Source organism: Cellulomonas sp. A375-1, from assembly GCF_001040865.1.
GTDB classification, from domain to species: domain Bacteria; phylum Actinomycetota; class Actinomycetes; order Actinomycetales; family Cellulomonadaceae; genus Cellulomonas; species Cellulomonas gelida.
Genome location: NZ_LFKW01000095.1, coordinates 46,910 through 73,714 on the forward strand (window position 1 = coordinate 46,910; position 26,805 = coordinate 73,714).

General features: G+C 74.1%; 25 protein-coding genes. 15 read left to right on the top strand and 10 right to left on the bottom strand.

Annotation, left to right across the window (positions count from 1 at the left end):
• Positions 1-36 precede the first annotated feature (36 nt).
• Together CWIS_RS10150 and CWIS_RS10155 are read left to right on the top strand one after the other, a co-directional pair.
• Positions 37-3,672, top strand: coding sequence for an immunoglobulin-like domain-containing protein (locus CWIS_RS10150; protein ID WP_053071662.1), 3,636 nt, complete (start codon positions 37-39; stop codon positions 3,670-3,672).
• A gap of 133 nt (positions 3,673-3,805) precedes the next feature.
• Positions 3,806-5,935 (top strand): alpha-galactosidase, encoded by a 2,130-nt coding sequence (locus tag CWIS_RS10155; protein WP_048343167.1) that lies wholly within the window; start codon positions 3,806-3,808, stop codon positions 5,933-5,935.
• 82 nt (positions 5,936-6,017) lie between these two features.
• Here the strand turns inward: CWIS_RS10155 and CWIS_RS10160 are convergent, their stop codons facing one another.
• The 3 genes from CWIS_RS10160 to CWIS_RS10170 form a co-directional block, all read right to left on the bottom strand.
• Positions 6,018-6,893: a PPK2 family polyphosphate kinase gene (locus tag CWIS_RS10160; protein WP_053071663.1), complete on the bottom strand. Its 876-nt coding sequence runs from the start codon at positions 6,891-6,893 to the stop codon at positions 6,018-6,020.
• A gap of 114 nt (positions 6,894-7,007) precedes the next feature.
• Complete coding sequence (locus CWIS_RS10165) at positions 7,008-7,703, bottom strand: TrkA family potassium uptake protein (RefSeq protein WP_048343168.1); 696 nt, start codon at positions 7,701-7,703, stop codon at positions 7,008-7,010.
• 4 nt (positions 7,704-7,707) lie between these two features.
• Positions 7,708-9,084 carry a TrkH family potassium uptake protein gene (locus tag CWIS_RS10170; RefSeq protein ID WP_048343190.1) on the bottom strand — a complete coding sequence of 459 codons (1,377 nt, stop codon included), beginning with the start codon at positions 9,082-9,084 and terminating at the stop codon, positions 7,708-7,710.
• Between the two features lie 264 nt (positions 9,085-9,348).
• On the opposite strand from CWIS_RS10170, the gene CWIS_RS10175 reads away from it, so the two are divergent.
• The 4 genes from CWIS_RS10175 to CWIS_RS10185 all read left to right on the top strand — a co-directional run bounded on the left by CWIS_RS10175 (position 9,349) and on the right by CWIS_RS10185 (position 13,034).
• Entirely contained in the window at positions 9,349-10,524 is a 1,176-nt protein-coding gene (locus CWIS_RS10175) for an acetoin utilization protein AcuC (RefSeq protein ID WP_048343191.1), read from the top strand.
• Between the two features lie 176 nt (positions 10,525-10,700).
• Positions 10,701-10,925, top strand: coding sequence for a helix-turn-helix domain-containing protein (locus CWIS_RS10180; protein ID WP_048343169.1), 225 nt, complete (start codon positions 10,701-10,703; stop codon positions 10,923-10,925).
• A 231-nt stretch (positions 10,926-11,156) separates the two neighbouring features.
• Complete coding sequence (locus tag CWIS_RS18055; protein ID WP_003792170.1) at positions 11,157-11,255, top strand: 30S ribosomal protein bS22; 99 nt, start codon at positions 11,157-11,159, stop codon at positions 11,253-11,255.
• Between the two features lie 264 nt (positions 11,256-11,519).
• Positions 11,520-13,034 (top strand): alpha-N-arabinofuranosidase, encoded by a 1,515-nt coding sequence (locus CWIS_RS10185; RefSeq protein ID WP_048343170.1) that lies wholly within the window; start codon positions 11,520-11,522, stop codon positions 13,032-13,034.
• A 27-nt stretch (positions 13,035-13,061) separates the two neighbouring features.
• Here the strand turns inward: CWIS_RS10185 and CWIS_RS10190 are convergent, their stop codons facing one another.
• Positions 13,062-13,598: a GNAT family N-acetyltransferase gene (locus CWIS_RS10190; protein ID WP_048343192.1), complete on the bottom strand. Its 537-nt coding sequence runs from the start codon at positions 13,596-13,598 to the stop codon at positions 13,062-13,064.
• A gap of 98 nt (positions 13,599-13,696) precedes the next feature.
• A complete protein-coding gene (locus tag CWIS_RS10195; protein ID WP_082156378.1) occupies positions 13,697-14,536 on the bottom strand; it encodes an HAD family phosphatase in 840 nt (279 codons plus the stop codon).
• A 117-nt stretch (positions 14,537-14,653) separates the two neighbouring features.
• Between CWIS_RS10195 and CWIS_RS10200 the strand changes: the two genes are divergently transcribed.
• Positions 14,654-14,923, top strand: coding sequence for a glutaredoxin family protein (locus CWIS_RS10200; RefSeq protein ID WP_048343171.1), 270 nt, complete (start codon positions 14,654-14,656; stop codon positions 14,921-14,923).
• Between the two features lie 24 nt (positions 14,924-14,947).
• The gene (locus CWIS_RS10205) at positions 14,948-15,580 is read left to right on the top strand and encodes a redox-sensing transcriptional repressor Rex (protein WP_048343172.1); all 633 of its coding nucleotides are present in this window, start codon (positions 14,948-14,950) and stop codon (positions 15,578-15,580) included.
• Between the two features lie 87 nt (positions 15,581-15,667).
• Here CWIS_RS10205 and CWIS_RS10210 read toward each other — a convergent pair whose 3' ends face one another.
• Positions 15,668-16,228 (bottom strand): YceI family protein, encoded by a 561-nt coding sequence (locus CWIS_RS10210; RefSeq protein ID WP_048343173.1) that lies wholly within the window; start codon positions 16,226-16,228, stop codon positions 15,668-15,670.
• Positions 16,229-16,457: 229 nt separating this feature from the next.
• Between CWIS_RS10210 and CWIS_RS10215 the strand changes: the two genes are divergently transcribed.
• The 6 genes from CWIS_RS10215 to ccsB all read left to right on the top strand — a co-directional run bounded on the left by CWIS_RS10215 (position 16,458) and on the right by ccsB (position 22,398).
• Positions 16,458-16,985: a MarR family winged helix-turn-helix transcriptional regulator gene (locus CWIS_RS10215; protein ID WP_048343174.1), complete on the top strand. Its 528-nt coding sequence runs from the start codon at positions 16,458-16,460 to the stop codon at positions 16,983-16,985.
• Between the two features lie 49 nt (positions 16,986-17,034).
• Positions 17,035-17,775 (top strand): histidine phosphatase family protein, encoded by a 741-nt coding sequence (locus tag CWIS_RS10220; protein WP_048343175.1) that lies wholly within the window; start codon positions 17,035-17,037, stop codon positions 17,773-17,775.
• A gap of 172 nt (positions 17,776-17,947) precedes the next feature.
• Positions 17,948-18,511: a TlpA disulfide reductase family protein gene (locus tag CWIS_RS10225; protein WP_048343194.1), complete on the top strand. Its 564-nt coding sequence runs from the start codon at positions 17,948-17,950 to the stop codon at positions 18,509-18,511.
• Between the two features lie 125 nt (positions 18,512-18,636).
• Entirely contained in the window at positions 18,637-19,470 is an 834-nt protein-coding gene (locus CWIS_RS10230; protein ID WP_369796551.1) for a cytochrome c biogenesis CcdA family protein, read from the top strand.
• 1 nt (position 19,471) lies between these two features.
• Complete coding sequence (locus tag CWIS_RS10235; protein ID WP_082156380.1) at positions 19,472-21,289, top strand: cytochrome c biogenesis protein ResB; 1,818 nt, start codon at positions 19,472-19,474, stop codon at positions 21,287-21,289.
• Positions 21,286-22,398: a c-type cytochrome biogenesis protein CcsB gene (gene ccsB / locus CWIS_RS10240; RefSeq protein WP_048343176.1), complete on the top strand. Its 1,113-nt coding sequence runs from the start codon at positions 21,286-21,288 to the stop codon at positions 22,396-22,398. Before CWIS_RS10235 ends, ccsB begins: the two co-directional genes overlap by 4 nt.
• A gap of 26 nt (positions 22,399-22,424) precedes the next feature.
• Here the strand turns inward: ccsB and CWIS_RS17665 are convergent, their stop codons facing one another.
• Together CWIS_RS17665 and CWIS_RS10250 are read right to left on the bottom strand one after the other, a co-directional pair.
• A complete protein-coding gene (locus tag CWIS_RS17665) occupies positions 22,425-23,900 on the bottom strand; it encodes an HNH endonuclease signature motif containing protein (protein WP_082156381.1) in 1,476 nt (491 codons plus the stop codon).
• 86 nt (positions 23,901-23,986) lie between these two features.
• Entirely contained in the window at positions 23,987-24,328 is a 342-nt protein-coding gene (locus CWIS_RS10250; protein ID WP_048343177.1) for a PLD nuclease N-terminal domain-containing protein, read from the bottom strand.
• A gap of 112 nt (positions 24,329-24,440) precedes the next feature.
• Between CWIS_RS10250 and CWIS_RS10255 the strand changes: the two genes are divergently transcribed.
• The gene (locus tag CWIS_RS10255; protein ID WP_048343178.1) at positions 24,441-24,824 is read left to right on the top strand and encodes a DUF4229 domain-containing protein; all 384 of its coding nucleotides are present in this window, start codon (positions 24,441-24,443) and stop codon (positions 24,822-24,824) included.
• Between the two features lie 4 nt (positions 24,825-24,828).
• On the opposite strand, the gene CWIS_RS10260 is transcribed toward CWIS_RS10255, so the two are convergent.
• Together CWIS_RS10260 and menE are read right to left on the bottom strand one after the other, a co-directional pair.
• Positions 24,829-25,698 (bottom strand): 1,4-dihydroxy-2-naphthoate polyprenyltransferase, encoded by an 870-nt coding sequence (locus CWIS_RS10260; protein ID WP_048343179.1) that lies wholly within the window; start codon positions 25,696-25,698, stop codon positions 24,829-24,831.
• The coding region (gene menE, locus CWIS_RS10265; protein ID WP_048343199.1) for an o-succinylbenzoate--CoA ligase at positions 25,695-26,805 on the bottom strand (1,111 nt) is incomplete at its 5' end. The genes CWIS_RS10260 and menE, both read right to left, overlap by 4 nt.

The following is a 26,805-nucleotide window of genomic DNA, read 5'->3' on the forward strand; positions in this document are numbered from 1 at the left end:
GAGTGCGCAATGCGAGCACGACGACTATGGGGAGCGGTGGCCGCGGCCTCCGTCGCCCTCACCACGGCGCTGGTGGCGACACCGGCCGGCGCCGCGACCGACGACGGCCTGGTCGGCCGCTGGAAGCTCGACGAGACGAGCGGCACCGTGGCCGCGGACTCCTCGGGCCACGGCCGCCACGCGGCGGTGACCGGCGCGGCGTCCTGGAACGCGGGTGACGGCTTCACGTTCAGCGGCGGCGCCAGCAGCTCCGGCAACGCGATCGCGCTGCCGGACGGCCTGCTCAGCGGCCTCGACTCGGTGACCGTCGACTTCGACGTGAACATCACGCCCGGCATGACCGCGAACTACTTCCTGTTCACCCTGGGCAACCCCGCGTCGCTCTCGTCGGGGACCGGGTACGTCTTCGTGACCGGCAGCGACGGAGACGCGCGCCTGCGCGGGGCCATCACCACCGCCACGTACACCACGGAGCAGAGCACCACCCGGTCGGCCGCGCTGGCCACCGGCTCGTGGCGGCACCTGACCTACACGATCGTCGGCGGCACGCCCGCGGCGCCCGGCTACGCGGTCCTCTACGAGGACGGCGTCGAGGTCGCGCGCAACAGCGCGATCACCGTCAAGCCCAGCCAGGTCGCGAACGGCGGCGCCGCGAACTTCATCGGGCGGTCCGCGTGGGCGGGCGACAAGTCGTTCCAGGGCAAGGTCCGCGACTTCCGCGTGTACGACCGTGCGCTGACGTCGACCGAGCTCACCGAGCTCGCGTCCGACGTGACCGGACCCGCGCTCGCGGCGGACGCCGCGGCGCTGACGCTCGGCGACACCTCGGCGGTGCGGTCCTCCCTCACGCTGCCGACGCTCGGCAGCGCCGGCTCCGCGATCACGTGGGCGTCGTCGAACCCGGCGGTCGTCTCGACGACGGGCGTGGTCACGCGTCCCGCGGCCGGTGCGGGCGACGCGACCGTCACGCTCACCGCGACCCTGACGCGGGGCAGCGGGCAGGAGACCAAGCAGTTCACCGTGACCGTCCTCGAGCGGCCCACGGCACCCGGCCTGATCGCCGAGGACCTTGCGGCGATCGAGGTCGTGAACGTCGACGACGTGCGCGGCAACCTGACCCTGCCGACGGCGGGCGCGAACGGCACGACGTTCACGTGGGCGTCGTCCGACCCGACCGTCGTCGACGGGACCGGTCGCGTGCACCGACCCGCGCACGGCCAGCCGACCGCCACGGTCACGCTCACCGCGACGGGCGCGCTCGACGGCTCCACCGCGACGCGGACGATCACGGCGACCGTCCCGGCCCTCCCGCAGGCCGTCGCGACCGACGCGTACCTGTTCGCCTACTTCGAGGGCGAGAGCACGGACGACGGCGAGTCGATCTACCTCGGCGCGAGCCAGGGCGACGACCCGACCAAGTGGGACGACCTCAACGACGCTGAGCCGGTCCTGACCTCGGAGTACGGCGAGCGCGGCCTGCGTGACCCGTTCATCATCCGCTCGCCCGAGGGCGACAAGTTCTACATGATCGCCACGGACCTCAAGATCTACCCGGGCGGCAGCTTCAGCCGCGCGCAGCAGTCGGGCTCGACGTACATCGAGGTGTGGGAGTCGACCGACCTGGTGACCTGGTCCGACCAGCGCCACGTGAAGGTCTCGACCGACTTCGCGGGCAACACCTGGGCGCCCGAGGCGTACTACGACGAGGACCTCGGCGCGTACGTCGTGTACTGGGCGTCCAACCTCTACCCGACGACCACGGTCGCGGGCCGCAGCTACACCTCGACGTACAACCGCATGATGTACGCGACCACGCGCGACTTCGTGACGTTCAGCGAGGCGCAGCCGTGGATGGACGTCAAGCGCGGCACGGGCCTCGGCATGATCGACGCGACGATCGTCAAGGACGGCTCGACGTACTACCGGTTCGTCAAGGACGAGGCCTCCATGACGGTCCGCCAGGAGAAGTCGACCGACCTGCTCGCGACGGTCACGGGCGCCCTGCCGACGACGACCTCGTCGCCCGGCTGGCAGCTCGTCAAGGAGCGCATCGGCGTCGGCCAGCCCAACCCGTGGGGTGGCACGTTCACGAGCGGTGAGGGCCCGACGGCGTTCAAGGCCAACGGCGACAACGACTCCTGGTACCTGTTCATCGACCAGCCGAGCTACCACGGCGGCCGCGGCTACATGGCGTTCACGACGACCGACATCGCCGCGGGCACGTGGACCGCGCTGCCCACCGCGCAGCTGCCCTCGAGCCCGCGGCACGGCACGGTCCTGCCGATCACGCAGGCCGAGCTCGACACGGTCCGCGCGGCGTACCAGCCCGACCTCCTGGTCGAGTCGGTCGACGAGCAGGTCGTGACGACGGACCCGGGCGTCGCCCCGGTGCTCCCGGCGAAGGCCACGGCCCACTACGCCGACGGCTCGTCGCGTCAGGTCGCGGTCACGTGGGACGCGATCGACCCGGCGTCGTACGCGGTGCCCGGCGAGTTCACGGTCGCGGGCCGGCTCGCGGGCGGCGTGGCGGTGCGCGCCTCGCTCACGGTCCGGGTCACCGACGAGGGCGACCCGGTCGTGACGCTCACGCCCGGCCTCGCCGCGGACGGCTCGGCCGGCTGGTGGCGTTCGCCGTCGGTCCCGGTGACCGCCTCGGCGACGGACGTGGCCGGGATCCGGTCGGTCGAGGTGAAGGTCGACGACGACCCCTGGGTCAGCTCGGCGAGCAGCTCGATCACGACGACGGTCACGGGTGAGGGCCGGCACGTGGTGCAGGCCCGCGCGACGGACGGCTCGGGCCGCACGTCGGCGGTTCCCGCGTCGCTCGAGGTCGGCATCGACACCGTCGCCCCGGTCTCGCGCGCGACGTTCACCGCCGCGACCCGCACGGTCGCCATGAGCACGGCGGACGACACCTCGGGTGTCGCGCGCACCGAGTACCGCGTGGGCTCGGGGTCGTGGAAGGAGTGGACGGGCTCCCTCGCGATCGGCGCGTACGCGACGACCGTGCAGTACCGCTCGGTCGACGTCGCGGGCAACACCGAGGTCGTGAACTCCCTCGCGGTGCCCGCGCCCGGCAAGGTCGCGGCAGCGACGCGCACGTACGCCGACGCGGCCTCGGCCAAGCTCGGCACCACGATGCGGGTCAACGTCGAGGTGACGGCCACGGCGGCGACGCCGACCGGCACCGTGCGCATCCTCAAGGGCGGCGCCAAGGTCGGCTCGGGGACCCTGTCGCGAGGCAAGGCGACGGTCGCCGTGCAGAACCTCGGCGTCGGCACGCACCGGCTCACCGTGGTGTACGACGGGACGAGCGCGTACGCGGCGTCCCAGACCACGCTCACCGTGAAGGTCACGCGGGCGTCGTCGACGACGAAGGCGACGGTCACGTCGGTCACCTCGAAGACCGCCGCGAAGGTGACGGTCAAGGTGACCTCGGCGGTGAAGGCCACCGGCAAGGTCACGGTCACCGTGACCTCCGGCGGCAAGCCGGTGGCGACCCGCACGGGCACGCTGCGCAACGGCGCGGTCGTCGTGACGCTGCCGAAGCTGGCCAAGGGCACGTACTCGGTCAAGGCCCGCTACGCGGGCTCGAGCACGGTCCTGCCGTCGACCGGGGCGACCCGGCTCGTCGTGAAGGCCGCGACGGCGAGGTCGGCGGCCTGGGTCTAGGACCCGGTCCGCAGCCGTCAGCCGGCTGTCGTCGCGCACGGGCCGCGCCCGGTCAGGTGGAACCCACCGGCCGGGCGCGGCCCGTCGCGTGAGCGGGCCGAACGGGGCGCCCGCCGGCGGGGGAGTTGGTTGGATGGGGCGCATGCTCGTCCACCTGCGCGCCTCGGGCGTGAGCCTGCTCCTGGAGTCCGACGACCGCCTGCCGCGCGTCCTGCACTGGGGGAGCGACCTCGGCGCGGGGTTCGGCGACGCCGCCCTCGCCGCGCTCGCGGTCGCGTCCGTCCGGCCGCACGCGGGCACGCAGACCGACGCCCCCGTGCCGCCGTCGTTGCTGCCCGGCCAGGCCGAGGCGTGGCTCGGGACCCCGGGCGTCGCGGGCCATCGGGACGGCCAGGCGTGGTCGCCCTCGTTCGCCGTGGGCTCGACGGACGTCGTCGACACCCCCGGCGCGGGCGGTGCGCTGCGCGTCACGGCGTCCGACGAGACCGCGCGCCTGGGCCTCGAGCTCACGATCGAGCTCACCCCGCAGGGCGTGGTCCGCACGCGCGCGACCCTCACCAACGAGGGCGGCTCGACCTACACCCTCGACTCGCTCCTGCCCGCGCTGCCGGTGCCCTCGCACGCGAGCGAGATCCACGACCTCGCCGGGCGCTGGTCCCAGGAGCGCACGCCGCAGCGCCACGCCTTCACGGTCGGCACGCACGTGCGCGAGGGTCGGCGCGGTCGCACGGGAGCCGACGCGACGCTCGTCCTGATCGCGGCTGAGCCCGGCACGGGGTTCCGCCGCGGCGAGGCGTGGGGCGTGCACGTCGCGTGGTCCGGCAACCACCGCACGCAGGCCGAGCTCATGCCCGACGGCACGCGCGTGCTCGCAGGTGGCGAGCTGCTGCTGCCCGGCGAGGTCCGCCTCGCGCCGGGCGCCTCGTACTCGTCGCCCTGGCTGTACGGCTCGTACGGCGACGGGCTCGACGCGCTCGCGGGCCGGTTCCACGCGCTGCTGCGCGCGCGCCCGCAGCACCCCCGCACGCCGCGTCCCGTCACGCTCAACGTGTGGGAGGCCGTCTACTTCGACCACTCGCTGCCCCGCCTGCTCGAGCTCGCGGACCTCGCGGCGTCGCTCGGCGTCGAGCGGTACGTGCTCGACGACGGCTGGTTCCGCGGGCGCCGCGACGACCGCGCGGGCCTGGGCGACTGGTTCGTCGACGAGGACGTGTGGCCCGACGGGCTCGAGCCGCTGGTCGAGCACGTGCACGGCCTCGGGATGCAGTTCGGCCTGTGGTTCGAGCCCGAGATGGTCAACCCGGACTCCGACCTCGCCCGCGCCCACCCCGACTGGATCCTGCAGGTCCCCGGACGTCAGCCGCCGTTGCAGCGACACCAGCAGGTGCTCGACCTCGCGCGCCCCGAGGTCGCCGCCTACCTGCGCGCACGCGTCGTCTCGCTCGTGCGCGAGCTCGGCGTCGACTACGTGAAGTGGGACCACAACCGCGACCTGGTCGAGGCCGGTGGCGTGGACGGCGCGCCCGGCGTCCACGCGCAGACGACGGCCGTGTACGCGCTGCTCGACGCGATCCGCGCCGACTGCCCCGGCCTGGAGATCGAGTCGTGCTCGTCGGGCGGCGCGCGCGTCGACCTGGCCGTCCTCGAGCGCACCGACCGGGTCTGGGCCTCGGACTGCCTCGACGCGCGCGAGCGCCAGGAGATCCAGCGGTGGACCGCCCAGCTCCTGCCGCCCGAGCTCGTCGGCTCGCACGTGGGCGCGGGCCGGGCGCACACCACGGGCCGGGTCCTCGACCTGTCATTCCGCGCGGTGACCGCGTTGCTGGGGTCGTTCGGCATCGAGTGGGACCTCACGCAGGCGTCCGACGACGAGCGCGCCGAGCTGGCCGCGTGGATCGCCCTGTACCAGGCCGAGCGAGGGCTCCTGCACACCGGCCGGACCGTGCGCGACGACCTGCCCGCCGCCGGGCAGTGGCTGCACGGCGTCGTCGCGCAGGACCGCTCCCGCGCGGTGTTCGCGCTCGTGCAGCGCGAGCGTCCCGCGACGTGGCCGCCCGGCCGGGTGCGGCTGCCGGGCCTGGACCCGGACGCGATGTACGACGTGGTGCCGCACGGTCCGTCGAGCGTGCGCAACGGCTGGGACCGTCCCGGCTGGTGGGAGCGCCCGCTGCGCCTGACCGGCCTCGTGCTGGCCACCGTCGGCGTCCAGTCCCCGGCCCTCGAGGTGGACCACGCCGCGCTGCTCCTCGCCACGCGCGTCTGAGCGTGGCCCCGCGCGTGGCGTGGGGGCGGGCAGTCAGCTGGTCGGCACCTCGTTGTGCCAACCAGCTGACATCAGGCGCGCGTCAGCGGGTGGCGTCCAGACGCGCGAGCTCGGTGGCCACGTCGTACGAGGGGTCGGGCCAGTCCAGGTCGAGGTCGAGCAGCGCGCGCAGGAGCAGCGCGCTGGTCGCGAGCCGCGCGTACCACTTGCGGTCCGCGGGCACGACGTACCAGGGCGCGACGTCGAACGACGAGCGGGCGAGCACCTCGTCGTACGCGGCCTCGTACGCGGGGCGGGCCAGGCGCACGTCGACGTCGTTCGGGGAGTACTTCCAGTGCTTGTCCGGGCGCTCGAGCCGCTCGCGCAGGCGCAGGTACTGCTCGTCGCGCGAGACCCACAGCGCGACCTTGACGACGGTCGTGCCGCCCGCGACCAGCTCGCGCTCGAACTGCTCGATCGCCGCGAACCGCGCCGTGAGCTCGTCGGCGTCGGCCGTCCCGGTGGCGTGCGGGACCAGGATGTCCTCGTAGTGCGAGCGGTCGAACAGCCCGATCCGGCCCGCGGGCGGCAGCGCCTTGCGGATGCGCCACAGGAAGTCGTGCTCGAGCTCCTCGGGCGTGGGCCGGCCGAACGCCTTGAGGGCGACGCCCTGCGGGTCGACGAGGCCGAGCACGTGCCGCGCGATCCCGCCCTTGCCGGCGGTGTCGAGGCCCTGCAGGACGAGCAGCACCGAGCGGTCGCCGCCTGAGCGGCCGTGCGCGTACAGGCGCTCCTGCAGCTCCGACATCCGCTCGCCGATGGTGCCGAGGAGCTTCTCGCCGGTCTTCCGCCCGTCGTCGAACGACGGGGTCGAGGCCGCGTCGAGGTCGGTGATCCGGACGCCCGGAGCGGCCTCGAGGCTCCGCGCGACGTCGTCGAGCCGTGCCCGCACCTCGTCGGCGGACGGCTTCTTCGCCATCGCGCACCTCCGCTCCTGCTCGGCAGCCCGGCTCGCACCGGACGTGCTCGCGCGACCGGGACCCGGCCGCGACCAGCGATGCTATCGGCGCGCGGTGCCCGGCGGTACCCCCGATCAGGGGCGCGCGGCGAACCGTTCGAGCAGGTCGGCGTGGCCCGAGACGATGATGATGTCGTTCTGCGAGATCCGCGTCTCAGGGGTGGCGTACTGGAAGTCCAGCCCGGGCGACTTCACGCCGACGATCGTCACCCCGTAACGCTCGCGGATCTTGCTCTGCGCGAGCGTGAACCCCTGCGTCTCCTTCGGCGGGCGCATCTTGACGACCGTGAAGCCGTCCTCGACCTCGATGTAGTCGAGCAGCTTGCCCGAGACGAGGTGCGCGACGCGCGAGCCCGCGTCCGCCTCGGGCAGCACCACGTGGTGCGCGCCGATGCGCTGCAGGATCCGGGCGTGCTCGTTCGAGACGGCCTTCGCCCAGATCTGCGGGATGCCGATGTCGACGAGGTTGCCCGTGATGAGCACCGAGGCCTCGAGGTAGGAGCCGACGCCGACGACCGCGACGGGGAAGTCGCGCGCGCCCACCTGCTCGAGCGCCTCGGGGTTGGCCGCGTCGGCCTCGACGAGCGCGATGCGCCCGGCCCACTGCGCGACCAGCTCGGGGGAGCGCTCGACCGCGAGCACGTCCTGGCCGAGCCGGTCGAGCGTCGCGGCGATCGCCGAGCCGAACCGGCCGAGCCCGATCACCAGGACGCCGGAGTCCTTCTTGGGCGTGCGGGGCGCGTTCTGCATGCTGGAACGCGCGTCGCGCATGGTCTCAGCCAATGATCGGCCTCTCTTCCGGTAGCCGGATCACCCGACGACGGTTGCGCAGCGCGAGCGCGGCCGCAAGCGTCATCGTGCCGGTCCGGCCGATGAACATCAGGACGGTGAGCACGTACTTGGCCCCGTCGGGCAGCGTCGGCGTGATGCCGGTGCTCAGCCCGCACGTGGCGAACGCGGAGATGACCTCGAACAGGATCGTGTCGAGCCGCTCGCCGGTCATCGCGAGCAGCAGGAGCGAGGCGATGAGCACGAACGTCGCGGAGATGAGGGAGACCGCGATCGCGACCTGCAGCGCGTCGCGCGGGATGCGCCGGCCGTACGCCTCGACGTCGCGGTCGCCGCGCGCCTCGGCGACGATCGCGAGCAGCATGACGGCGAGCGTCGTGACCTTGATGCCGCCCGCGGTCGAGGCCGAGCCACCGCCGACGAACATGAGCGCGTCGGTCAGGAGCCACGTGGACTCGTGCATCTGGCCCACGTCGACGGTCGAGAAGCCCGCCGAGCGTGGCATGACGCCCGCGAACAGCGACGCGAGCGCGGTGCCCGAGGCGTCGAGGTCGCGGAACGTGTTCGGGTTGGTCCACTCGAACGCGGCGACCAGGACCGCGCCCGCGACGACGAGCGCGGAGCTCGTCGTGATGGTCAGCTTGGCGTGCAGGCTCCACCGGCGCGGCTCGCGCAGGTGCTGCGCGACGTTGAGGATGACCGGGAAGCCGAGCGACCCGATGAACACGCCGACGATGATCGGCAGCAGCACCCACCAGTCGGAGATGAACGGCGCGAGCCCCTCGGGCGTCGGCACGAACCCGGCGTTGTTGAACGACGAGACGCCGTAGAACGTCGCGTGCCACGCGGCGGTGCCCCACGACTCGTCGTACATGTGGAAGCGGGGGAGCAGGACGAGCGCGATCGCGACCTCGAGGATCGTCGACGTCACGATGACCGTGCGCACGAGCGAGCCGACCTCGCCCAGCCGCGTGAACTTGGTCTCGGACGAGACGAGCAGCCGCTGCGTCAGACCGATGCGGCGCGAGACCGCCATGCCCAGCAGCGACGCGAGCGTCATGACGCCCAGGCCGCCGATCTTGATCGCGACGAGGATCACGACGAGGCCCCACGTCGACCAGTACTCGCCCGTCGGGACGACGACGAGCCCGGTGACGGTGCTCGCGGACGTCGCGGTGAACAGCGCGTCCACGAACGGCGCGCGGGACCCGTGCGCGGTGGCCCAGGGCGCCGAGAGCAGCACGGTGACCAGGGCGATCACGGCGGCGAACACCCCGAGCGCGAGCCGTGCCGGGGACTGCCGGGCCGAGCGGTCGACGATCTCCCGCGCCCGCCAGAGCACACCGGGACCCGTGCGCGCCATGCCCGCCACGCTCCCCTCGTGCCCAGCGACCTCGCCCGTGACCGGCCCGTGCGCCGGAAGGGCTCCGTCGAGATCGACGCCGTCCCTGCCCGGGCCGGGTGGTCCGCGGACGTGCATCGCACACTCTGGCACGACACGCCGCATGAGGTCGCGCTCGTCCCGGCACGTCGCGACGAGACGCACGACGAGACGCACGACGAGACGCACGACGAGACGCGCCGCGTGGCGTTCGACAGCGTGCCCCGGGGATGTTTGGGTGAGGGCATGACGCAGCGGGCACGCGTGGAGTGGGCGCCCGAGATGCTGCGCTACGACTTCGGCACCGGGCACCCCATGGCGCCCGATCGCCTCGCGCTCACGATCGGTCTCGCGGACGCGCTCGGCCTGCTCGAGCACGTCGACCTGGTGCGTGCCGGCATCGCCGACGACGCGCTGCTCACCAGCGTGCACGAGCCCGCGTACGTGGCGGCGGTGCGCCGCGCGGCCGACGAGGGCGTGCGCGACGAGGCCCGCGGCCTCGGGACGGCCGACGACCCGCTGTTCCCGAGCATGCACGAGGCGTCCGCGCGCGTGGTCCAGGGCACGGTCGACGCGGCGCTCGCGGTGTGGCGCGGCGAGTGCGAGCACGCCGTGAACATCACCGGCGGTATGCACCACGCGATGCCGGGCGCTGCGTCGGGCTTCTGCGTCTACAACGACGTCGCTGTCGCGATCCACGCGCTGCTCGCCCAGGGGGCCGAGCGGGTCGCGTACGTCGACCTCGACGCGCACCACGGCGACGGCGTCCAGGCGGTCTTCTGGGACGACCCGCGGGTCCTGACCGTCTCGGTCCACGAGTCGGGTCGCGCGCTGTTCCCGGGGACGGGGGACCCCCACGAGACCGGTGGCTCCGCGGCGCCCGGTTCCGCCGTGAACCTGCCGCTGCCGTCGGGGGCCGGCGACGTCGGCTGGCTGCGCGCGGTCGACGCCGTGGTGCCCGCCGTGCTGCGGGCGTTCGAGCCGCAGGTGCTCGTCACGCAGCACGGCTGCGACGCGCACGGCCTCGACCCGCTGAGCAACCTGCGGGTCTCGGTCGACGCGCAGCGGATGGCCGCGCAGCGGCTGCACGAGCTCGCGCACGAGCTCACGGGCGGACGCTGGCTCGCGACGGGCGGCGGCGGCTACGCGATCATCGACGTGGTGCCGCGCGCGTGGACGCACCTGATCGCGGTCGCCGCGCACCGGCCGATCGACCCCGCCACCCCCGTGCCCGAGGCGTGGCGTGAGCGCGTCGCCGCGGAGTACGGCCGCGAGGGGCCGCGCCTGATGACGGACGGCGCGACGCCGACGTTCCGATCGTGGGGCTCGGGCTTCGACCCGTCCGACGACGTCGACCGGGCGATCCGTGCGACGCGGGCGATGAGCTTCCCGCTGCTGGGCCTCGACGTCGACCACGACTGAGCGCGCGCGCCGTCGCACGTTCGGCTGTCACTCTCGTCACCCCTTTCACTCGTGTCCCACGCGCCACTAGGGTTGGCCCCAGTCACCCCGAGGACGGGGTGGCGACGGGCACGAGCGGACCGCCAGCGGACCGTGGGACGAGCGTCGCGAGGCGCTCCAGGAGGATGACCGCAGAGATGAGCGACCAGCCGGGCCGCGTGCGCTACCTGACGGTGGTGGAGGTCGCCGACGTCATGCGCGTCTCCAAGATGACGGTGTACCGCCTGCTGCACTCGGGCGAGCTGCCCGGCGTGCGGGTGGGACGGTCGTTCCGCGTGCCGCAGGACGCCCTCGACGCCTACCTGCGGTCGTCGATGTCGACGATCGCACCCGAGCAGGACACCGAGCGCCGCACGTCCTGACGGCCGTGCCGACGCCTACGTGACGGGTGTCAGGGCGGGCATCGGGACGATCGCTGCCGGCCCGCGTCGCGGGCATGCCCCGCGATCGCGTAAGGTAGGCGCTCGGACTTTCCTCTGCGTGGACAGTTGATGCGTGCAAGCGCGCGACCGAGGCCCTCACGGGTGACCACGTGCCGATCGACCAGCACCGGTCCGCCTCCGCGGGCCACACCCGGAAGCGAGAGTGGACCCATGGGCTCCGTCATCAAGAAGCGCCGCAAGCGGATGGCCAAGAAGAAGCACCGCAAGCTGCTGCGCAAGACGCGTCACCAGCGTCGCAACAAGAAGTGACCTCGCGCTGCCCCGGCAGCGCGTGACAGAAGGGCTCGGCCGACCACGGCCGGGCCCTTCTGCGCATCCGGACCGTTCTGCGCATCCGGACCTTGGCGGCGCATCCGGGCGTTCTGCGCGCCGGGCGTGGCTTTTCTCGCGAGTTTCTACAACGATGGAGAAGCCGGGCCGACCCCGCCCCGTCGGGACCGCGTCGCGTCACGTCACTGCCGTCGTGACGGTCCGGTCCCACGACACCCGTTCGCCGTCCCAGAAGGTCCTCGCATGATCCCCGTGAGCATCACCCTCGACCCTGCGTTCCGTGTGGGCCCCGTACGACGTCGCACGTTCGGCTCGTTCGTCGAGCACCTCGGCCGCTGCGTCTACACCGGTATCCACGACCCGGCGCACCCGACGGCCGACGCCGACGGCTTCCGCAAGGACGTCATCGAGCTCACGCGCGAGCTCGGGGTGAGCACCGTGCGCTACCCGGGTGGCAACTTCGTCTCGGGCTACCGCTGGGAGGACGGCGTCGGTCCGGTCGAGCAGCGGCCGCGTCGGCTGGACCTCGCATGGCACTCGACCGACCCGAACACCGTCGGCGTCGACGAGTTCATGCGCTGGACCAAGGCGGCCGAGGTCGAGCCGATGATGGCGGTCAACCTCGGCACGCGCGGCGTGCAGGAGGCGCTCGACCTGCTCGAGTACTGCAACGTCAAGGGCGGGACGCGGCTGTCGGACCAGCGCCGCGCGAACGGCTCGCCCGAGCCGCACGACATCCGGATGTGGTGCCTGGGCAACGAGATGGACGGCCCCTGGCAGATCGGGCACAAGACCGCCCACGAGTACGGGCGCCTGGCCGCCGAGACCGCCCGCGCGATGCGGATGGTCCAGCCGGACCTCGAGCTCGTCGCGTGCGGCTCGTCGGGCGTGGGGATCCCGACGTTCGGCGAGTGGGAGCGGGTCGTGCTGTCCGAGGCGTACGAGCACGTCGACCTGATCTCGGCGCACGCGTACTACTGGGAGGAGGACGGCGACCTCGGGTCGTTCCTGGCCTCCGCGGTCGACATGGACCACTTCATCGACTCGGTCTCGGCGACCGCCGACGCCGTGCGGGCGCACAAGAAGCTGTCCAAGCGCATCCACATCTCGTTCGACGAGTGGAACGTCTGGTACCAGCACCGCGCCGAGTCCCAGCCGCCGGTGGGCGATGACTGGCCGGTCGCCCCCGTGCTGCTCGAGGACACGTACAACGTCGCGGACGCGGTCGTCGTCGGGAACCTGCTCATCAGCCTGCTGCGGCACACCGACCGCGTGCACGCCGCGTCGCTCGCGCAGCTCGTCAACGTGATCGCGCCGATCATGACCGAGCCCGGTGGCCGGTCCTGGAAGCAGACGATCTTCCACCCGTTCGCCCAGGCGTCGCGGTTCGCGCGCGGCGACGTGTTGCGCGTCGCGCTCGACGTCGCGACGTACGAGACCGCCAAGTTCGGCGACGCCGCGCTCGCGGACGCGGTCGCGACCTACGACGCCGAGACGGGCGACGTCGCCCTCTTCGCGGTGAACCGGTCGACGACCCAGCCCGCGCTGCTCGACGTGGACCTGCGCTCGATCCCGGGCCTGCGGCTCGTCGACGCGAGCACGCTGGCCAACCCGGACCACACCTGGCAGGCGACCGCGGCCGACGACACGTCTGTCGCGCCGCGCGCCAACGCGACTGCTCAGGTCGCGGACGGGCGCCTGCGCGTCGAGGTGCCGCCGGTGTCGTGGAACGTGGTGCGCCTGCGCACGGGGGAGTGACAGCCCGCGGCCGTCACAGGACGCGGGTCACAGGACGCGCTCGAGGACGTAGTCGTCCTCGATGCGCGACCCGACCCGGAAGTGCTTGGTGCCCACGCGCCGGAAGCCGTGCCGGTGGTAGAAGCGCTGCGCGCGCTCGTTGAGCTGGTTCACGCCCAGCCAGCAGCCGACGGCCCGGCGGTCGCGCGCGTCGTCGAGGGACGCGCCCATGAGCAGGTCCGCGACCCCGGCGCCGTGCCGCTGCGGGCGCACGTAGCACTTCGAGAGCTCGACGGTGGGCCACAGCGACAGCGCCGACCGCACGTCGGTGTCCGCGGGCATGCCCGAGACGAGCATCGCGTACCCCTCGAGCTGCTCGCTCTCGTCGTCCTGCGCGACCAGGACCGTCCGCCGGCCGTCGGTGAGGTAGCCCTCGAACGAGGACTGCGACAGCACGGTCTCGACGAACACGCGCTGGTCCTCGGGGGTCGAGCCGGGCGGGCACGCCAGGGGGAACGTCAGGGCGGCGAGCTCCGCCAGGGCGGCGGCGTCGTCGCGTCGAGCGGGGCGGACGAGAACGGTCACGACGAACCACACTAGGCGCCCTCGTGCCGCAGATCGGGCCCTGACCAGGGCGCTGGCACCCAGGTGCGGCGACGAGTTCGGCGTCTGCGGTGCGGCGATCAGCGGTCGGTGCGCGCGGTGAGGGCGCGGCGCGCCGCCCGGGCGGTCACGGCGAGCGCCCAGGCCGTGCCGGCGTAGGTCGCCGCACGCGCGCCGCGCCGCACGCGGTGCCGCGCGGGCCGGAAGTCGCGCATGGGCCAGCCGAGCTCGGTTGCGCGGCGGCGCAGCCGGCGGTCCGGGTTGATCGCGCACGGGTGCCCCACGGTGCTCAGGAGCGGCACGTCGTTGGTCGAGTCGCCGTACGCGAACGACTGCGCGAGGTCTAGGCCCGCGCGGTCGGCGAGCTCGCGCACGGCGCGCGCCTTGGCCTCGCCGTGCAGCAGGTCCCCGACCAGGCGTCCGGTGTAGAAGCCGTCGACCTCGTCCGCGACGGTGCACAACGCGCCCGTCGCGCCCAGCCGCCGCGCGAGCAGCTCGGCGATCTCCCGCGGCGAGGCGGTCACGAACCAGACCGGGACGCCCGCCGCGCGGTGCGCGTCGAGCAGGGCCCGCGTGCCGGGGTAGATGCGCAGGTGCAGCACCTCGTCGTACACGTCCTCGGCGATCGCCGTGACCTCGGCGACCGAGTGGCCGCGCATGATCGTCAGCGCCTCACCGCGGAGGCGGTCGATCTGGCGGCGGTTCTCTCCGAGCATCCGGTACCGCAGCTGGTGACCGGCGAACCGCACGAGGTCCCACGGCCGGAAGAACCCGCGCCGGTACAGGCCCACGGCCAGGTGGAACGCGCTCGCGCCGCGCACGATCGTGTTGTCGACGTCGAAGAACGCGGCCGGCCGGGGCGTGCTCGCGGCGTCGGCGACGGGGTCGTCGGCGCTGGACGCACCACGCGGCTCGGACACCCGGTCACTGTAACGAGCGCGCGGGCCCACAACGATCCGGGGCCGGGCCGGTGCGTACGGGCAGGCGGGTGCCGCTCGTCGCCCCACGCGGGGCCCCGGCGGGTCTAGTGTCGGCACGTGCACGACGAGCCGACGACCGCCCCCCGTGTGGTGCTCTTCTCTCGCGACGGCTGCCACCTGTGCGCCGACGCACGCGCGCTCGTCGCGGCGGAGGCGGCGCTCGCGGGCACGACGTGGCGCGAGGTCGACGTGGACCGCGACACCGAGCCCGGCCGCGACCTCGGCGAGCTGAGCGAGCTGGTCCCCGTGGTCGAGGTGGACGGCGTCCGGCAGGGCTACTGGCGGATCGAGTCGGCGCGGCTGCGGCGCGCGCTGGCCGCGCGCTGAGCCCGGTCCGGAGCGCGTGACCCGATGAGCACGGCCCAGGTCCCCGGCGCCACCGTGGCGCGCCTGCCCGGGTACCTGCACGCGCTCGAGGCCGTGCGCGGGACGGGGGTCGTGACCTCGGAGGAGCTCGCGCGCGCCGCGGGCGTCAGCCCGGCCCAGCTGCGCAAGGACCTGTCGTTCCTGGGCTCGTACGGCCGACGAGGCGTGGGGTACGACGTCGCGCACCTCGAGCGGCAGATCGGTGCGGTGCTCGGCGTGCAGACGCGGCGCACGGTCGTGATCGTCGGGATCGGGTACTTGGGTCACGCGCTCGCGAGCTACGGCGGGTTCGCCGAGCGGGGGTTCGACGTCGCGGCGCTCGTCGACGCGGACCCGCAGGTCGTCGGGACGCGCGTGGCCGGGCTCGTGGTCGAGCCGGTCGACGCGCTCGCACAGGTCGTGGCGCGCACGGGCGCGACGGTCGGGGTGATCGCCGTGCCGGCGCCGTACGCGCAGGACGTGTGCGACGGGCTCGTCGGGGCGGGTGTGACGGGCTTGCTGACGTTCGCCCCGCGCGCCCTGCGCGTGCCGGACGGCGTGACGGTGCGCGCGGTCGACGTCGCGAGCGAGCTGCAGATCCTCGCGTTCCACGACGCGCGCCGGCACGAGGGCGTCTGACCACGACGAAGGGCGGGCCCGCGCGCGTGTGCGACGGACCCGCCCTGCGGCGGTGCGGACTCGCTCAGAGGCGAGCCGACGCGAGGCTCAGGCCTGCTTGATGGCCGAGACGTCGAGCGTGATGGTGACCTTGTCCGAGACGAGGACGCCGCCGGCCTCGAGGGCCGCGTTCCAGGTGAGGTCGAAGTCCTTGCGCGAGATCGTCACGGACGCCTCGAACCCGGCGCGCGTGTTGCCGAACGGGTCGACCGCCGAGCCGTTGAACTCGGTGGCGAGCTCGACGGGGCGCGTGACGCCGTGGATCGTGAGGTCACCGGCGATGACGTAGTCGCCGCCCTCGGCGCGGATCGCGGTCGAGGCGAACGTCCACTGGCCGAACTTCTCCACGTCGAAGAAGTCGCCGCTCTTGAGGTGGCCGTCGCGGTTCGCGTCGCCGGTCGAGACCGTCGACGGGTCGAGCGTCGCCGTGACGGCGGTCGAGGCGAGGTCCTCGCCGACCGTGATCGCGCCGTCGGTGACCGCGACGGTGCCGCGGACCTTGGAGATGCCGGCGTGGCGGACCGTGAAGGCCGCCTCGGTGTGCGACGGGTCGATGGCCCAGGTGCCGGTGGTGAGGCCGGTGGGGAGGGTGCTGGTGGCGGTGCTCATGGGGTGCTCCTCGTCGTGGGGGTCGCGTCGCTCGTGGTGCTCGGGGCTGCGGCTCTCGGGTCGATCGTTGAAGTCTCAACAACCTGTTAGTTCAAAGTTGTACTACAGTGGTGGGTGGAGCGCAAGCCGACGTGTCGCGCGTCACAGCCCCGCTCACGACGCTCGACCGGCCCATCCCCCGCGCCGTCGACCCCCCGCGCGGCCTGCGCTCGACCGAGAGAGGTGACCCGTGACCGCCCCGACCACCGTCGAGCGCGCGCCCGACGCTCCCGACGCGCCCCCGCAGGCTCCCGTGCGCTGGCTCAGCGCCGACGAGCAGCTGTCCTGGCGTGCGTTCCGCACGGCGACCGCGATGCTCTCCGACGTGCTCGCGCACGAGCTCGAGAAGGACTCCGGACTGTCCGTCCACGAGTACGAGGTCCTGGTCCGGCTCTCGGAGGCGCCCGGCAGGACCATGCGGATGTCCGAGATCGCGACGGGCCTCGCGCACTCGCGCAGCCGGCTCACCCACACCGTCCGGCGCATGGAGGAGCAGGGCCTCGTCGAGCGGCAGCAGTGCCCCTCCGACGCGCGAGGCGTCGACTGCACCATGACCGAGCTGGGCTGGCGCCGGCTCGTCGACGCCGCGCCCGGCCATGTGCGGTCCGTGCGCGCGCACCTCGTCGACGTCCTGACGCCCGCGCAGTTCGCCGCGCTCGGCGAGGCGATGGAGGCCGTGCGCGTCCACCTCACCGGTGGTGCGTGTCACCCCGCGTGAGCCGGGACGGGGCCCCGAGCACACGGGTGCGTGAGGGACACTGACTGCCATGGTCGCGACCACCGTCCACCTGATGCGTCATGGCGAGGTGCACAACCCCGAGGGTGTGCTCTACGGCCGTCTGCCCGGCTACCGCCTGTCCGAACGCGGCCGCGCGATGGCGCGCATCGTCGCGGTGCACCTGTCGGGCCGTGAGTACGACGGCGCGTGGCTCAGCGAGCTCGGGCAGGACGACGAGGCCGCCGACACCGTCGCGCAGAGCGCGGGGAGCGGGCTGAGCGCGGGTCCGCGCCGCGACGTGGTCGCCGTGATCGCCTCGCCGCTCGAGCGCGCGCAGGAGACCGCGACGCCGATCGCCGCCGCGTTCGGCGTCGAGATCGGCACGGACGCGCGCCTGATCGAGGCCGCCAACCACTTCCAGGGCATGACGTTCGGCGTCGGCGACGGCTCGCTGCGCCACCCGCAGCACTGGCCCTACCTGCGCAACCCGTTCCGCCCGTCGTGGGGCGAGCCGTACCGCGAGCAAGCCGACCGCATGCTCGCGGCGGTCGACGACGCGCGCGCCGCTGCGCGCGGTCACGAGGTCGTGCTCGTCTCCCACCAGCTACCCGTGTGGATCACGCGGCTCGCGCTCGAGAACCGCCGCCTGTGGCACGACCCGCGCAAGCGGCAGTGCTCGCTGGCCTCGCTGACGAGCCTGCGCTACGAGGACGACGAGCTCGTCTCGATCACCTACACCGAACCCGCCGCGGCGCTGCTGCCGGGCGCCGCGACCGTGGCCGGGGCGTGACGTGAGCGCGTCGGAGGGCCGTCGTCCGCGCGCCCGCACCGGAGCGGCCCGTGCTGGAGCGACCCGTGCCGGAGCGACCCGTGCCGGAGCGACCCGTGCCGGAGCGACCCGTGCTGGAGCGACCCGTGCCGTGCGCCGGGTTCCGGTCCTGGCCGCCGTGCTGGCCACCGTGATGGCCACCGGGCTGGTCGGCGTGCTCGCGGGCTGCGGCTCGGCCGACGAGTCGGCGTCGAACGACGTCGTCGGGCAGAACTACCAGTCGGGCGACGGCTCGACGAAGACCTGGGCCGCGGGCGACCGCGAAGGGCCTGTGGCGCTCTCCGGCACCGACTACGAGGGCCAGGCGCAGGACGTCGCGGCGTGGCAGGGTGACGTCGTCGTCCTCAACACCTGGTACGCGGCCTGCCCGCCGTGCCGCGCGGAGGCACCCGACCTCGTCGCGCTCGCGAACGACTACGCCGCCCGTGGCGTGCACGTGCTCGGGCTGAACTCGCGCGACGAGGCCGGTGCGGCCGAGGCGTTCCAGCGCACGTTCGAGATCCCGTACCCGAGCATCGACGACCGCAGCGGCGCCGCCGTGGCGGCGCTGCAGGGCATCGTGCCGCTCAACGCCGTGCCCACCACGGTCGTGCTCGACCGCGACGGCAAGGTCGCCGCGCGCATCGTGGGCCTCGCGGACGGCTCGACGCTGCGCACCCTGGTCGACGACCTGCTCGACGAGTCGGTGGCGTCGTGACGATCGCCGCGCTCGCGGCGTCGGTCGGCGCCGGAGCCCTGGCCGTGCCCGTGGCCGCGCCGGTGCTGGCGGACGCGGGCGACGCGTTCGGTCGCGCCGCCTCCACCGGGTCGCTCGCGCTCGCGATCCCCGTCGCCGTGCTGGCCGGGCTTGTCTCGTTCGCGTCGCCGTGCGTGCTGCCGCTCGTGCCCGGCTACCTCGCGTTCCTGGGCGGGATGACCGGTGCCACCTCGGGCCGCACGGCCGTGGGCTCGGGCTCGGCGCCGGCGGTCGCGGGTGGCGTCGTGCGGGGCACGGTCCCCGGGCTGCCGACCGTCGGTGGGCCGTCCGGTGCGCGCGTCGCCGACGAGGGGCGGGCCGCCACGGCGACCGCGGCCGGGCGTGGTCGCGTGCTCGCCGGCGTCGGGCTCTTCGTCGCGGGGTTCTCGCTCGTCTTCGTCCTGTTCGGCGTGCTCGCAGGCACGCTCGGCGCGGCACTGGTGCAGTGGTCGGACACGCTGTCGCGGGTCCTCGGCGCCGTCGTGATCCTCATGGGCCTCGCGTTCGTGGGGTTCGTGCCGTTCCTGCAGCAGGACAAGCGGCTGCACCTCGCGCCGCGCGCCGGGCTGTGGGGCGCGCCGCTGCTCGGCGTGACGTTCGGGCTCGGCTGGACGCCGTGCATCGGCCCGACGCTCGCGGCGATCTACACGCTCTCGCTCGACCAGGCGTCCGCGGCCCGCGGCGCGCTCCTCGCGGTCGCCTTCTGCGTCGGCCTCGGGCTCCCGTTCCTCCTGGTGGCGCTCGGCGTCGAGCGGTCCGCGCGTGCCCTGGCGTTCCTGCGTCGGCACCGGCTCGCGATCATGCGGGTCGGCGGCGGCCTGCTCGTCGTCCTGGGCCTCGCGCTCGTCACCGGTGTCTGGTCGCAGTGGGCGCAATGGCTCCAGAACGTGTTCACCGACAGCTTCGTGCCGGTGGTGTGACGTGACCTCTTACCGCCCCGACGGTCTCGAGGACACGTTCTCGACGACCGACACGCGCGAGCCCGCAGGCGATGCCGCCCCCGCGGAGGCGCGCGACTCGGCGCCGCAGCTGCCCACGCTCGGGCTCGTCGGCTGGGCCCGCTGGGCCTGGCGTCAGCTCACGAGCATGCGCGTCGCGCTCCTGCTCCTCATGCTCCTGGCCGTGGCCGCCGTGCCCGGCACGATGTTCCCGCAGAACGCGCAGGACCCCGCCCGGGTCGCGGAGTACCTCGTCGACCACCCGACGACGGGGCCGTGGCTCGAGCGGCTCGGCCTGTTCGACGTGTACTCGTCGATCTGGTTCTCCGCGATCTACCTGATGCTGTTCATCTCGCTCGTCGGCTGCATCCTGCCCCGCACGCGCGCGCACCTCGCGGGGCTCCGCGGCCGGCCGCCGCGCACGCCGCGACGGCTCACCCGCTTCCCCGCGCAGGCCGACGCGACGAGCGACGCCACACCCGAGCAGGTCGTGCTCGCGGCGCGCGCCGTCCTGCGCCGCGGGCCGGCGTGGCTGCCGTTCGCCCGGTCCTACCGCGTCGACGTGCACGACGAGGGCCGCGGCACGTGGTCCGTCTCCGCGGAGCGCGGCTACCTGCGCGAGACCGGGAACCTGGTGTTCCACCTCGCGCTCGTCGGGCTGCTCGTCTCGGTCGCGGCCGGTCAGATGCTGCACTACCGCGGGCAGGCGATCATCCTGCAGGGCCGCGGCATGGCCAACGCGGTCAAGGAGTACGACACCTTCGAGAAGGGCTCGGCGTTCCGCGAGGACAGCCTGCAGCCCTTCACGGTCCGCCTCGACGACTTCACCGCACGGTTCGACGACGAGACGCTCGAGCCGCGCGACTTCGCCGCGTACGTCACGGTCACGGACCCCGACGGCACGGCGAACGCCGAGGTCATCAAGGTCAACCACCCGCTCGAGCGGGACGGCGGCAAGATCTACCTGCAGGGCAACGGCTACGCGCCCGAGCTGACGGTGCGCGACGCGTCCGGCGAGGTCGCGTTCGCCGGGGCCGTCCCCTTCCTCCCGCAGGACGAGGTCTACACGTCGCGCGGCGTCGTGAAGGTGCCCGACGTCTCGGGCGACCAGCCGCAGATCGGCCTCGTCGGCTACCTCCTGCCGACCGCGGTCGAGGTGGCCGACGGCCTGTACCGCTCGACTGACCCGCAGGCCGACGCTCCGCTGCTCGTGCTGTCCGTGTGGTCGGGCAACCTGGGTCTGGACACCGGGGTCCCGCAGAACGCCTACCAGCTCGACGAGGCCCGCATGACGCAGGCAGTCGACGACTCGGGCGCCGCGATCACGCTGTACCTGCGGCCGGGCGAGACCGTCGAGCTGCCCGACGGCCTGGGCTCCGTGACCTTCGGCTCGGTCTCGCGCTTCGTCGCGCTCGACCTGCGTCACGACCCCGCGCTGACGTACGTGCTGGTGTTCTCGCTCGCGGCGTTCGCGGGGCTGGCGGCCTCGCTGTTCGCGCCGCGTCGACGCCTGTGGATCCGCGCGAGCGCGGGCGACGACCCCGCCGGGGTCGACCTCGACGGGGAGTCGAGCGGGCCGCCCGACGACCGCAGGGCATCCGCGGCGCCTCGATCTACAGTGGTGACGGCCGCCGGGCTCGCCCGCGGCGACGACGTCGGGCTCCAGCCCGAGCTCGAACGTGTGCTCCTCGCGACGCTCGCGTCCGCCGGGGCCACGACGCAGACGCAGGACCGCACCGCGACCGGACGGACCGACCGAACGACGGACTCACGCGACGTCAGTGATGGGGAGATGGCATGAACACGGGTGACCTGAGCACGCTGCTGGTCTGGGCCGCAGCGACCGCCTTCACCATCGCGCTCGTCGCCTACACGATCGACCTGGCACGGCTCGCCGACAACGCGCAGCGCCGTCGGCCCGAGCTCGATGCCGAGGCGGGCGAGGACCGCGCGGGCGTGCCCGCGACCGTCGCGGTCGGGAGCGCGGGGGCCGCGTCCCCGGTCTCCCAGCACCTCGGGTCCGGCTCGGGCCCGGTGACCCGGTCGGCGAGCGCGTCGGCGATCGCCGGGTCGGCCGACGAGGCCGCGATCGGCCGCTCGCCGCGCGCCGAGGGCATCGCGCGGAGCACCACCTACCTGGGCTGCGTGCTGCTCTTCGCGGCGATCGTGCTGCGCGGCATCGCGGCCGGCCGGTGGCCGACAGCCAACATGTACGAGTTCACGCTCGTCGGCGTCTTCGTCGCGACCACCGTCCTCGCAGTCGTCCAGCGCCGTCGCGTGATCGCCTTCCTCGGCGTCGTCGTCATGGGCATCGCGGTCACCGCGCTCGTCGTCGCGATCGAGAGCTTCTTCGTCCGGGCCGACGCCGTGCGGCCCGCGCTGCAGAACTACTGGCTCGTGCTGCACGTCGGTGTCGCGATCATCGCGACCGGCATCTTCACGGTCGCGTTCGCCACGGCCGTCCTGCAGGTGCTGCGCTACGGCCGTGAGACCGGCCGCTCGCACCTCGACCACCCGTGGAAGTCCGCGGACGGCGTGCGCCAGTCGATCTCCGGCCTGGCCGTGACCGGCCCACGGTTGCGCTGGCTCGACCAGGTGCCCGACTCGCGCCGGCTCGAGGCGCTGTCCTTCCGGCTCAACGCGCTCGCCTTCGTGCTCTGGACGCTCACGCTCATCGGCGGGGCGATCTGGGCCGAGGACGCGTGGGGCCGCTACTGGAACTGGGACTCCAAGGAGGTCGGCACGTTCGTCGCATGGGTCGTCTACGCGGCCTACCTGCACGCGCGCACGACCCGCGGCTGGAGCGGCAGCAAGGCCGCCTACTTCGTGTTCGTCGGCTACGCGGTCGTGCTCGCGAACTTCACGGTCGTCAACCTCGTCATCCCGGGCCTGCACTCGTACGCCTTCTAGCCCGCCGCCCGACCCCCGGCCGGTGCTCACGGCGGACGGTCGGGGTGCTCGACGAGGTCGGAGGCGACGACGGCACCGTCTCGCGTCCGGACCGTGTACGAGACCTGGCGGATCGCGCCCGGCACTGCGCCGGGTGAGCGGCTGACCACCAGGTCGCGGCGGTGGACCTCGTGATGGTGGAAGCTGCACAGCAGCGCTCCGTTCTCCACCGACGTCTCGCCGCCGTCCCTGTCCCACCAGCGCACGTGGTGGACCTCGCACCACCGGGCGCGCGCGCCGCATCCCGCCCACACGCAGCCTCGATCACGGGCGATCACCGCCCGGCGGAGGTACCCGGAGTACAGACGCTGGCCGCGCCCCACGTCGACCGGCCGCCCGGCAGCGTCGACGACGACGCGCGTCAGCTCGCAGTCGCACAAGAGCCGGGCGACCTCGCTGACCGGGATGGGGGTGCCTTCCTCGTCGGCGGGTGGCGCGACCCCGCGTAGGCGCTCGGCGAGCACCTCCGCCGGGGCGACGTCGGCCGGACCGACCGCGGCCTCGCCCGTGCTCTGGGCGGGTGAACTGGAACCGCCCTGGTGCAGGCCGCGGGAGAGGGCGGTCCAGGTGTCCTCCGTGAGCACGACGGAGACGTGAGGAGCGACGGCCGCCGCGGAAGGGGAGCCGGGCGAGGACAGCGTGTGCTCCGCGATCGCGGCGAGCGCGTCTGCGCGGCGCTGCTCGACCGTGCGCTCGTCGTCCGTGGTCGGCCGTGGGCTCGCGGCCTCGAGCGCCAGGCGCAGGCGGTGACCCGCGCGCAGGTCGAGCAGGCCGCGCACCTGCGTCCCGCCCGGCGTGTCGGTCACGTGCAGGTGCCTGTGCTCGCGCTGGGCGGCGTGGTCCCGCTCCAGAGCCACGGGATCGACGGCGGCCGCCCACCGGTCGACGGCACGCGCGAAGTCGCGCCCGTCGAGCCGACGCCCGAGCGCCACGAGCGCCTGCTGCTCCTCGGGCTGGGCGAGCGCCGCGGCGACCGCCGGTGATGCCGTGGCGGCGGTGCGGGCCAGCACGTCGACGTGTCGCTGGGAGAGCGAACGACTCGCGAGCCCGTGCTCGACGGCCGGCATCGACGCGAGCACGTCGGCGGCGCGGACCTCCGCGGACGCGGCTGGCGCTCCGCCGCGCGTGACCCGGCCCCGCCACGAGGCGAAGTCGCGGTCCCCGCGCCCGGACCAGCTGCCGGCGCGCTGCTCGGCGTGCAGGAGGTGGGCTCGCGCGGCCGTCAGTGCGGCCACCGTGTCGTCGATCCCTGTGATCACCGACTGCCGGCGCGAGCTCGTCCACCTCGCGCCGTCACGTGCCGGGGCGAGCAGGGACCGCGCGAGGTCGACCAGCGAGGCGACCGCGCTCGTGACGTCGACGGTGTGCTCACGGGGTGCGGGAGAGGCGTGCGCCGTGGCAGCGGTGGCAGCCTCGGTCACCGTCGCCACGGGGGCATCGGAGGCGCAGAGCGTCGAACGCATGTACGAATCGTACCGAGATGCACCGACACGCCGGGCTGGTCGTCCACAGGGGGCGAGCGGCAGTGAGCGCCCGCTCGTGCGCGGGGTCAGCCGGTGGCGGGGCCCGTGGAGTCGCGGGGCTCGTCGTCGGTGCCGCGGGCCTCGCGGCGGCGGCGTTCCTGCTCGAGACGCCACAGGAACTCGGGGTCGTCGTCGGGCGCGACCGGACCGGTGGTCGCGTGCCCGGCGGCCTCCTGCGGACGCGCGTTGGCGCGCCGCGTCCGGCTCACGGCCAGCCACACGACCCCGCCGATGAGCGGGAACAGCACCACGAGCAGCACCCAGAGCGCGGGGTGCACGCCGAGTCGCTCGTCGTCCTCGCTGCGCACGATGTCGATCACGCAGTAGACGACCAGGCCGATCAGCAGCAACGTCCCCAGGTACCTCATCCCGGCAGGCTATCTGCTGCCGGGGGCGGCCGGGCCGCGGGTGTGGCCGAGATCGCCCCGGACGGGGCTGCGACTGGCCCGTGCGGGCACGCGGCCCGCCTACGCTGGGGGCGTGCCCGCCGTGATCTACACCGTCCTGCGCCTCGCGCTGTTCGCGGTCGCGACGACCGCGCTGTGGTTCATCGGGATGCGCTCGTGGCTCGCGCCGATCGGGGGGATGTTCGTCGCGTGGGCGCTGTCGTACGTGCTGCTCGCACGGCAGGGCCGCGCCGCCGCGGCGTGGGTCGAGCAGCGCTCGGCCGCGCGGGCCGGGACGCGTCGCCGCACCGCCGCCGACGAGGACGCGAGCTACGAGGACGCGATCGTCGACGCGGCCGCACCCCACGACGACCAGGCGCCGACCGACGAGCAGGCTGCCGACGAGCACACGCCCGCCGAGCGTGCTCCCGACGAGCAGGTGGCCGGGAGCGCGCGGGACGACGAGACCCGCGGCTGACGCGTCAGAACGACAGCCCGAGCCCCAGCAGCACGCCGAACGCGAGCTCGAGCATCCCCGTCCCGGCCAGCACGGGCACGAGCGCACGACCGTGCGCACCGAGCAGCACGATCACCGCGAGCACCCCGGCCGGCGCGAGCAGCACGCTCACCATGAGCGCCCACGGCGCGGCGAACGCGCACACGATCCCGAGCAGCACGGGCACGACGACGAGCCCGGCGTAGCTCCACCGCGCCCGCCGGTCGCCGAGGCGCACCGCGAGGGTGCGCTTGCCGGCGAGCACGTCGGTCGGGATGTCGCGCAGGTTGTTGACCATGAGCAGCGCGCACGCGAGCAGCCCCACGGCCACGGCCCCGACCCAGGCGACCCACGACAGGCGCCCGGCCTGCGTGTAGGTGGTGCCGAGCACGGCGACCAGCCCGAAGAACGTGAAGACGCCGACCTCGCCGAGCCCGAGGTACCCGTAGGGCTTGCGCCCGCCCGTGTAGCCCCACGCGGCCGCGATGGCGAGCGCGCCGACGGCGAGCAGCCACCACGTGCCGGACGCGGCGACGAGCCACAGTCCGAGCAGCGCGGCGACGCCGAACGCGACGAACGCCGCGTTGCGCACGTCTGAGGGGCGGGCCGCGCCGGACGCGGTGAGCCGCATGGGCCCGACGCGTTCGAGATCCGTGCCGCGGATGCCGTCGGAGTAGTCGTTGGCGTAGTTGACGCCGACCTGCAGCGCGAGCGCGACGCCGAGCGCGAGCAGCCCGCGTCCGACGTGCGCAGCGTCGAGCTGTGCGGCGGCGCCGGTGCCGACGAGCACGGGTGCAGCCGCGGCGGGCAGCGTGCGGGGTCGCGCTCCGGCGACCCATTCCTGCGGTGTGGTCACGCGGCGCTCCCGGGTGAGGTGGGGTGGAGGCGGGCCTCGACGAGCGCGCGGGCGGTGCGACGGTCGGGTTTGCCCGGACCGCGCAGCGGCAGCGCGTCGACGACGATCAGGTGGCGCGGCGCGTGCGGCGCGCCGAGGGTGCGGGTCACGTGCGCGCGCACGTCGTCGAGCGCGGGTGCGGGGGTGCCCGGGTCGAGCACGACGAGGCACGCGACGCACTGGCCCCACTCGTCGTCGGGGACGCCCACGACGAGCGCGTCGGCGATGCCGGGCAGCGTCACGAGCGCCGCCTCGACGGCCGCGGGCGCGACGTTCACGCCACCCGTGACCACGACGTCGTCGGCGCGCCCGAGCACCGTGAGCCGGCCGTCGTCGAGGCGCCCGAGGTCGCTCGTGCGCAGGAACCGGGTGCCGTCCCGCTCGACGAACGTCGTCGCGTCGAGGTCGGGGCGGTCGCGGTAGCCCGCGGTCAGGACGTCGCCGCCGAGCAGCACGCGACCGTCGTCGTCGAGCAGGACCCGGACGCCGTCGAGGGGCTCGCCGTCGTACACGCAGCCGCCGCACGTCTCGGTCATGCCGTACGTGGTGACCACGCGCAGGCCCGCCTCGCGGGCACGGGCGAGCAGGGCGGCAGGCGCCGCGGCGCCGCCGAGCAGGATCGCGTCGAACGTGCGTGCCGCGGCGGTCGCGGTGGCGTCGTCCAGGAGACGGACGAGCTGCGTCGGGACCAGCGAGGTGTAGCGCGGCACGTCGACCGGCGCTGCGGGGTCCGCCTCGTCGAGGGCGCCGCCGCCCGCCGCGAAGGCCTCGGGCGTGAACGGGCCGTCGGGCACGGCCACCGGGCGCGTCCCCGCGAGCACGGACCGCACCAGCACCTGCAGGCCGGCGACGTGGTCGACGGGCAGCGCGAGCAGCCACCGGCCGGGCCCCGAGGTGCGGCGCTCGGTCGCCCGCCCCGAGGCGCGCAGCGCCGCTGCGGTCAGGAGGGCCTCGCGCGGCTCGCCCGTCGAGCCGGACGTCGCGACGACGAGCGCGACGTCGTCCGCGACCTCGCCCGTGGGCGTGCCGGCCGGTCCGCCGGCGGGGGGGGGGGGGGGGGCGGGGCCG